11 protein-coding genes are annotated in these 7,609 nt (G+C 39.3%); 10 read left to right on the forward strand and 1 reads right to left on the reverse strand.

The annotated features are described in order from the left end of the window. Positions 1 to 105: 105 nt before the first annotated feature. The 10 genes from nifE to MW688_RS18870 all read left to right on the forward strand — a co-directional run bounded on the left by nifE (position 106) and on the right by MW688_RS18870 (position 6,913). Positions 106 to 1,482: a nitrogenase iron-molybdenum cofactor biosynthesis protein NifE gene (gene nifE, locus MW688_RS18825; protein ID WP_486737551.1), complete on the forward strand. Its 1,377-nt coding sequence runs from the start codon at positions 106 to 108 to the stop codon at positions 1,480 to 1,482. Beyond that, complete coding sequence (gene nifN, locus MW688_RS18830) at positions 1,479 to 2,813, forward strand: nitrogenase iron-molybdenum cofactor biosynthesis protein NifN (RefSeq protein ID WP_486737552.1); 1,335 nt, start codon at positions 1,479 to 1,481, stop codon at positions 2,811 to 2,813. The genes nifE and nifN overlap by 4 nt, the downstream gene beginning before the upstream one ends. 69 nt (positions 2,814 to 2,882) lie before the next feature. Continuing rightward, positions 2,883 to 3,410, forward strand: coding sequence for a DUF269 domain-containing protein (locus tag MW688_RS18835; RefSeq protein ID WP_486737553.1), 528 nt, complete (start codon positions 2,883 to 2,885; stop codon positions 3,408 to 3,410). A 22-nt stretch (positions 3,411 to 3,432) separates the two neighbouring features. Beyond that, on the forward strand, positions 3,433 to 3,855 hold the full coding sequence (nifX, locus tag MW688_RS18840) for a nitrogen fixation protein NifX (protein WP_486737554.1): 423 nt from the start codon (positions 3,433 to 3,435) through the stop codon (positions 3,853 to 3,855). 36 nt (positions 3,856 to 3,891) lie between these two features. After that, a complete protein-coding gene (locus tag MW688_RS18845) occupies positions 3,892 to 4,368 on the forward strand; it encodes a NifX-associated nitrogen fixation protein (protein WP_486737555.1) in 477 nt (158 codons plus the stop codon). 56 nt (positions 4,369 to 4,424) lie between these two features. After that, positions 4,425 to 4,661, forward strand: a complete 237-nt coding sequence (locus tag MW688_RS18850; RefSeq protein ID WP_486737556.1) for a CCE_0567 family metalloprotein — start codon at positions 4,425 to 4,427, stop codon at positions 4,659 to 4,661. After that, complete coding sequence (gene nifW, locus MW688_RS18855) at positions 4,658 to 5,005, forward strand: nitrogenase-stabilizing/protective protein NifW (RefSeq protein WP_486737557.1); 348 nt, start codon at positions 4,658 to 4,660, stop codon at positions 5,003 to 5,005. Before MW688_RS18850 ends, nifW begins: the two co-directional genes overlap by 4 nt. Continuing rightward, positions 5,002 to 5,805 (forward strand): HesA/MoeB/ThiF family protein, encoded by an 804-nt coding sequence (locus MW688_RS18860; protein ID WP_486737561.1) that lies wholly within the window; start codon positions 5,002 to 5,004, stop codon positions 5,803 to 5,805. Before nifW ends, MW688_RS18860 begins: the two co-directional genes overlap by 4 nt. Positions 5,806 to 6,096: 291 nt before the next feature. Next, the gene (locus tag MW688_RS18865; RefSeq protein WP_486737558.1) at positions 6,097 to 6,465 is read left to right on the forward strand and encodes a HesB/IscA family protein; all 369 of its coding nucleotides are present in this window, start codon (positions 6,097 to 6,099) and stop codon (positions 6,463 to 6,465) included. Positions 6,466 to 6,598: 133 nt separating this feature from the next. Then, a complete protein-coding gene (locus MW688_RS18870; protein ID WP_486737559.1) occupies positions 6,599 to 6,913 on the forward strand; it encodes a 2Fe-2S iron-sulfur cluster-binding protein in 315 nt (104 codons plus the stop codon). Between the two features lie 506 nt (positions 6,914 to 7,419). Here MW688_RS18870 and MW688_RS18875 read toward each other — a convergent pair. Next, positions 7,420 to 7,609: hypothetical protein (locus MW688_RS18875; protein WP_486737560.1), on the reverse strand; the 190-nt coding region annotated here is incomplete at its 5' end.

The following is a 7,609-nucleotide window of genomic DNA, read 5'->3' on the forward strand; positions in this document are numbered from 1 at the left end:
AAATGAACTTTTTCTGAGGTTAATTTAGTACATAAGTACTGGTGCAAGATATGAGTTTGACCAGACCAAGGGTAGCAAATCTAAAATAGAGAAATATATAATACCATGACTAAGCCTAAAATCGCTGACCTACTCAATGAACCAGGTTGCGAACACAATCACAAAAAAGAAAAAGGCAAGAACAAAGCTTGTACTCAACAAGCAAAACCAGGAGCAGCCCAAGGAGGATGTGCCTTTGATGGAGCGAGCATTGCCCTCGTACCCATTACCGATGCCGCTCATTTGGTTCATGGACCGATCGCCTGTGCCGGTAATTCTTGGGGTAGTCGTGGCAGTCTTTCCTCTGATGCAACTACTTATAAAATTGGTTTTACCACCGATATCAGCGAAAATGACATTATTTTTGGGGGAGAAAAAAGACTCTACAAAGCGATCTCCCAAATTATCAAAGACTATGACCCTCCGGCTATCTTTGTTTACTCCACCTGCGTTACTGCTCTAATTGGGGATGACTTAGATGCAGTTTGCGAAGCAGCTACTAATAAATTTGCTACCCCAGTCATTCCTGTTAATTCTCCCGGTTTTGTTGGTAGTAAAAATCTCGGTAATAGATTAGCTGGAGAATCTTTATTAGATTATGTAGTTGGTACTGCCGAGCCTGAATATACCACTCCTTACGATATTAACCTGATTGGAGAATACAATATTGCTGGAGAACTATGGGGTGTACTACCTCTCTTAGAAAAAGTTGGCATTCGTGTTCTAGCCAAGATTACTGGCGATGCCACCTTCTCTGAAATTCGCTACGCTCATCGTGCCAAGCTCAATGTAATGATTTGTTCTAAAGCTTTGATTAACATGGGCCGAAAAATGGAGGAGCGTTATGGCATCCCCTATATCGAAGAGTCTTTCTATGGTATTGCTGATATGAACCGTTGTTTGCGGAATATTGCTGAGAAATTCGGTGATGAAGACTTAAAACAACGGGTAGAAGCAGTAATCGCCGAAGAAACCGCCAAGCTGGATTTAGCCCTAGCGCCCTATCGTGCCAAACTCAAAGGCAAACGCATGGTTTTATATACCGGAGGGGTAAAAAGTTGGTCTGTGCTTTCGGCAGCTCAAGACTTAGGTATGGAAGTAACCGCAACCAGTACTAAAAAAAGTACCGAAGAAGACAAAGCCAAAATTAAACAGTTATTGGGTAAAGATGGTATTGCTCTAGCTAAGGGTAACGCTCAAGAATTATTACGAGTTATTGAAAAGACTAATGCGGATATGCTCGTAGCTGGGGGAAGGAATCAATACACAGCTTTAAAAGCTCGTATTCCTTTTTTAGATATCAACCAAGAACGCCATAAACCCTACGCCGGATATGTAGGACTCCTAGAAATGGCCAAAGAATTTGATCGCGTCCTTCACAGCCCTATTTGGCAACAAGTTCGCCAACCTGCACCTTGGGAGGAGGTAACAAGTAATAAATGACTACTATCACTAAGACAAAAAAACCTGTAGCTGTCAATCCTCTAAAACAGAGTCCGCCCTTGGGTGCAGCCTTAGCTTTTTTAGGATTAAAAGGAATTGTACCTTTGTTCCATGGTTCTCAGGGTTGTACTGCCTTTGCCAAAGTCTTGCTAGTTAGACATTTTCGCGAAGCAATTCCCCTAGCTACTACGGCTATGACTGAGGTGACAACAATTTTGGGAGGTGAGGAAAATATCGAGCAAGCAATTTTAACCCTAGTAGAAAAAGCGCAACCTGAGATGATTGGGTTGTTGACCACAGGGTTAACTGAAACTAGGGGAGATGATATGAATGGAATTCTTAAATCTATTCGTAAACGTCATCCTGAGCTAGATTATTTACCCATTATCTTTGTCTCCACTCCCGATTATAAAGGGGCTTTGCAAGATGGTTTTACCGCCGCGGTTCAATCAATTGTGGCTAATGATTATGGTAAACCAGCAGACACTGTGAGTGAAACTGACATCAAACAGATAACTATCTTAGCAGGTTCACTTCTAGGTCCTGGAGATGTAGAGGAAATCAAAGAAATTGTTGAAGCGTTTGGCTTAAATCCTCTAGTTATTCCTGACTTATCTGGTTCCGTGGATGGGCATTTAGATGATGACTATAATACTAAAACCCCCGGTGGCACTCGTTTATCCCAATTACAACAACTAGAGCGATCGCACTTGACCATCGCTATTGGTGAAAGTATGCGCCCCGCCGCAGAAATCCTGCAACAAAAATTTGGTACTAACTATGAGGTCTTACCCCGCCTCACAGGTTTAAATGCCGTAGACCAGTTTTTATGGCTATTAGCCCAGATTCAAAATAACCAGAATTCAGGCAATCAGGAAACTAAACCCCAAGTGCCTGCAAAATATCAGCATCAGCGTCGTCAACTACAAGATGCCATCCTCGATACCCATTTCTATCTAGGAGGCAAAAAGGTTTCCTTGGCCCTAGAACCAGACCTACTCTATCAAACAAGCTGGTTACTCCAGGAAATGGGAGTAGAAATTCAAGGGGCAGTAACCACTACCAATTCACCCATACTGGAAAAATTGCCCACTGAGGAAGTAATTATTGGAGATTTAGAAGACTTAGAAAAATTAGCGATAGGTTCAGATCTCATTATTACCAACTCTCAGGGAAAAGGCTTAGCTGATAAACTTCATATCCCTCTTTATCGCATGGGTTATCCCATTTATGACCGTCTGGGTAATGGGTCTCGTTGCCTAGTAGGCTATAGAGGCACAATGCAGTTGCTATTCGATTTGGGAAATATTTTCATTGATTTGGGACATTAGAAAATCTTTTTGATTTACCCTAGCTTCACAACAGGAAAACATCACCATAATTAGTACAAAAGATCCAAAATGAGTCAAGTTTTAACTGCATCACCTGTTCACTCTCAAGTCCTGGATTTTAAATCCAGGGAAAGAGTGACCATAAATAAACCAAAACCATCATCAGAGTTTGAACATCCTTTTCTTCAAGAATTAATTAAGCAAATTCGCCATTCAGATACTGTTAATCAATACTGCCAATGGTCTGATGAATTTCTTCTCAATCAATTGATTGTCTCTGCCAATCAAAAAGTAGTTTCACGGAAGAAAATGATTTCAGCTCCTCTCAATAAAGTTTTAGCCAGTGCCTTTTATCGGGCAATTGGGACAATTATTGAGAGCAAAACAGGTCATTCCACAAACACCTTTGTTCACTTGAGGGATAAAGGATTAAGTTCAGCAGTTATTTGCTGTGGTGGAGTTCTCGTTTTGTGTTCACTGATGTGGGGAGATTTGAGTTTTGGTTTTCTCTCTTTACAACAGCTTATTGAATCAGCGGAAATTAATATTGCAGGTGCTGTTACTAAAGCTAGTCAATATTTAGATTTTGTTTCTTAGTAATTTCAGGAGTTTTAAAACTATGAAGGTTGCTTTTGCTACTCAAGATAACGTTCACATCAATGCTCATTTTGGTTGGGCTAAAAAAGTTGATATTTATGATGTCTCTTCTGAGGGGTATCAGTTTCTCAATACAGTTGAATTTGGGGGAGACCTCAAAGAAGATGGTAATGAAGATAAATTAGTACCGAAAATTAATGCAGTTGCCGATTGTACGATCGTTTATGTTTCAGCGATCGGAGGCAGTGCTGCATCTCGGTTACTTCAAAACCACATTACCCCCCTGAAAGCGGAAAGTCAAGAAGAGGAAATTACTGAGGTTTTGGACAGTTTGGTCCAAACACTGAAGGCTCCTCCTCCTTGGTTACGTAAAGCTCTCGGTAAAAATACTCCTCGTTTTGATTTCGATGATGAAGAAGAATCAAAACAACTAACTTCCAACTAATCACTACCAATAAAAACTCACTAAATCAGCATAATCATGACTACTACAAATATTAAACCCGAAACTACCACTAATATTGTCGAAGAAAATATGTTTCTTCAAGAACTAGTACTCCAAGTACGCGCTCAAGATCACTACGGCGTTTACCGCAGTTGGTCAGATGAATTGGTGTTAGCCAATTATGTGGTTACCAAAGAGAAGAAAAGCCAAATTTCTGTGGAAGGAGATGTAGATCCAGCTACACAACTAAGGGTTCTCTGTTTCTATAGAGCGATCGCCTCTTGCATCGAGAAAAAAACAGGCAAACTCTGTCAAGTAGTGATTGATCTTTCCCATGAAGGCTTTGGTTGGGCAATTATCTGGACAGGACGTTTAATGGTCTTGTCTCGTACTTTACGAGATGCTCAACGCTTTGGCTATCCTTCCTTGAAAAAATTAGCAGACCAAGGAGATAGATTAGTTAATTTAGGTATCGAAACTATAGAGAAATTTCCAGAAACAGCAAATGCCTAAATTGTTAACAGTGAACAAAAAAACTTAATTAATTGATCAATAATTAGGAATAGAAAATGACTTCAGTTGAAGTAAACGCCCCAACACCCGAAACTGTTGCAGAATTGAAGCAAAAAATCAAACGTCTCAACAGCAAAGCAGGGCAAATGAAAATGGATCTACACGATCTCGCCGAAGGTTTGCCCACAGATTACCACCTTCTGATTGAAGAAGCCACTAAAACTTACAAGATTTATCACCAGTTAGCAGAACTCAAACAACAATTAAAAGCTTGGGAGAAGCAATTATCATGACCATGACTGACAGTAAGCCAAAAACTCTAACAGAATTCCAACAATTAACAGATGCAGAAGATTACTTACAATTTTTTGATATTGAATACGATCGCAATTTCGTTAACATTAATCGCCTTCATATCTTAAAGCAATTTTCTGTGTTAATTAAAGAAGTAGATAAGGCTTTTCCAGAAGTAAGTGACACAGAAAAATTAGAAAAATATCGTCTGGCTTTGGAAGAAGCATACCAAGTTTTCTTGAGTTCTAGTCCTCTAGAAACAAAGCTATTCAAAGTATTTCAATCTAAACCGAAAAATTTTGTTTCCCTAGAGGATTTAAACAAAAAGGTTGAGGAAAAATAATGTTAACACCCAAAGAACTAGAACGCTATAGTCGCCAAATTCAAATGTCTGGATTAGGTAAAGAAGGACAAGAGACTCTAAAAAATACAACCGCTTTGGTTTCGGGAGTGGGTGGTTTAGGCGGTACAGTAGCTCTTTATTTAGCTGTAGCTGGCATCGGTAAGTTAGTTCTAGTTCGAGGTGGAGATTTACGTCTCGATGATCTCAATCGTCAAATTTTAATGACTGATGATTGGGTGGGGAAACCAAGAGTGATTAAGGCTAAAGAAACTCTCTCTCAAATTAATCCTGATGTAGAAGTTGAGGCGATCGCCGAATACGTCACGGCAGAGAATGTTAATTCCCTCGTCCAAGATTGTGATATCGCTCTTAGTTGTGCTCATAATTTCCCCGAACGAGACCTACTCAATGGTGCCTGTGTAACTTGGCATAAACCTATGGTAGAAGCTGCCATGAATAGTATGGAGGCTTATCTAACTACTATCGTACCAGGCCAAACCCCTTGTCTTTCTTGTCTATTTCCAGAGAAGCCTGATTGGGATCGTCGTGCTTTTGGAGTGCTTGGTGCCGTTTCTGGAACTCTTGCCTGTTTAACGGCCTTAGAAGCTATCAAGTTCATTACTGGATTGGGAAAACCTCTTCTAGGACAGTTACTAAATATGGACTTAGCTAATTTAGAATTTCGCAAACTTCGTCTGTATAAAGATCCTGATTGTCCAGTTTGTGGAAACATACCCAGTGATACAGCAAGAGAAGCACATCAAGATACAGTGCCAACCTTTGAGAAATCGACTTTTTAGAAGGCTTTCTTTAAAAAGCGATCCCGAAGGAATCCCCTTTCCCGGTGCGTTGAAGCTCAGTTGCAGCCACCAAAGATTACTTAGACCAAAGCACGCAAGTGCAAAAGTACTAAATAGGCCAACAGGCGAGAATCAATTTTTAAGGGGTTGGGATCAATTCTTTTACTCATTACTCATTACTCATTACTCATTACTCAACCACAACCAGTAACTTTGGGTAAAGATGCAAGATCTGAGCATTAGTTACCTGTACCAAAAACAAACAACTATTAACTTATAAGGAGAAATTCCATGACAGTTTACTTAACTGAAAAAGCAGCTTTTAGACTTCGTAGCTTTATCCGTACCAATGGAGATCTAGACAATACTGAAAAAGGAGTTCGTGTCAAAGCTGTAGATGGCGGTTGTAGCGGCTTTGAATATGACTTAGATATAGTAGATCATCCCGAAAGTGACGATCTAATTTATGAACAAGACAAAGTTAATATCTATCTTGATAACAAGAGTGCTCCATTCTTAGAAGGTATTGTAATTGACTTTGTTGAAACTCTAACTCAAGCTGGATTTACTTTTGAAAATCCCAATGCTACCGCTAGTTGTGGTTGTGGCAAATCTTTCTCGGTAGGAGATTGCACTCCAGAAGCTGTGCCTTGCAGCTAATTGTTTCAAAGAGTTTAGTACCGATAATCTATAGTTCCTGATTAGCTCAGCATCTCTATTTTAGCCCATTCCTAAGAAGGAACTATCAAAAAAAATCAATGAGAAAATAATTCACTAGTAACAGGAGAAAATTATGACTACTACATACAAAGTTCGCCTAATCAAAGGGAAAAAAAATAAACCCCCCGAAATAGATGTAACTATCGATGTTCCTGAAGATGTATATATTCTCGATGCAGCAGAAGAACAGAATTTAGATCTCCCATTTTCTTGTCGTGCGGGAGCTTGTTCTAGTTGCGTGGGTAGAATGGTCGAAGGAGAAGTAGATCAAGAAGATCAAAGTTTCTTAGATGACGATCAAATTGCCAAAGGATATGTTTTACTTTGTGTTGCTTATGCTAAATCTGATTGCACAATTAAAACCCATCAAGAAGCTTATTTAGTCTAAATAATACTGTCATTGGTTATGTGTTCTTCGTTTTTTATCTTCAGTCATTTACGGTTTGTATATATCTATGATTGATTACTAACCACCAGGGCTGTTTCGTTCTTGACAAAGAAAATGGTGAGGAGGAGCACCGGAGCAGGGAGCAGGGAGCAGGGAGAGGGGATTTTTTGCTAATAATAAATCTCGGATTTATTTTTCTTTTAAAAAACATAGTAAAAAGCCTACCGTTTAAACGTTACATTTTGAAATAAAAAAATGAATGAAACAGCCCTGACTAACCACCAATAAATAACCAATGACTCGAAAACTAAAAATTTGAAGAGGAATAACCATGTTAGTAGTTAGTTTACTGGTTTTATCTATATGTATGGGAGTAATTTTATTAAGTATTCATACTCACGATGAGATTCATCAAATAGTTGCTTTTTTATGTATATTAATTACTTTAATTTGTACCTTTATTTTAACTCATGTGAGTATCAAAATTTTGGTAAGTTTATTATGCCTTATCTCTCTAAATAGGATGTTTGCCGATAATGGTTATTTAAAAAAATAATACCATAAAAATAACAACATCGCTGTTGCGGCATTTGGGGAAAATTGTCTCCCCCTCTCCCCTTCTCCCCCTCTCCCTGCTCCGGTGCTCCCTGCTCCGGTGCTCCCTGCTCCGGTGCTCCCTGCTCCGGTGCTCCCTGC

The organism is Johannesbaptistia floridana, assembly GCF_057440575.1.

What these genes read in the sequence shown, in the direction of transcription:
- nifE (WP_486737551.1), top strand. Translation starts at nt 106, where the DNA reads ATGACTAAGCCTAAAATCGCTGACCTACTCAATGAACCAGGTTGCGAA.
- nifN (WP_486737552.1), top strand. Translation starts at nt 1,479, where the DNA reads ATGACTACTATCACTAAGACAAAAAAACCTGTAGCTGTCAATCCTCTA.
- MW688_RS18835 (WP_486737553.1), top strand. Translation starts at nt 2,883, where the DNA reads ATGAGTCAAGTTTTAACTGCATCACCTGTTCACTCTCAAGTCCTGGAT.
- nifX (WP_486737554.1), top strand. Translation starts at nt 3,433, where the DNA reads ATGAAGGTTGCTTTTGCTACTCAAGATAACGTTCACATCAATGCTCAT.
- MW688_RS18845 (WP_486737555.1), top strand. Translation starts at nt 3,892, where the DNA reads ATGACTACTACAAATATTAAACCCGAAACTACCACTAATATTGTCGAA.
- MW688_RS18850 (WP_486737556.1), top strand. Translation starts at nt 4,425, where the DNA reads ATGACTTCAGTTGAAGTAAACGCCCCAACACCCGAAACTGTTGCAGAA.
- nifW (WP_486737557.1), top strand. Translation starts at nt 4,658, where the DNA reads ATGACCATGACTGACAGTAAGCCAAAAACTCTAACAGAATTCCAACAA.
- MW688_RS18865 (WP_486737558.1), top strand. Translation starts at nt 6,097, where the DNA reads ATGACAGTTTACTTAACTGAAAAAGCAGCTTTTAGACTTCGTAGCTTT.
- MW688_RS18870 (WP_486737559.1), top strand. Translation starts at nt 6,599, where the DNA reads ATGACTACTACATACAAAGTTCGCCTAATCAAAGGGAAAAAAAATAAA.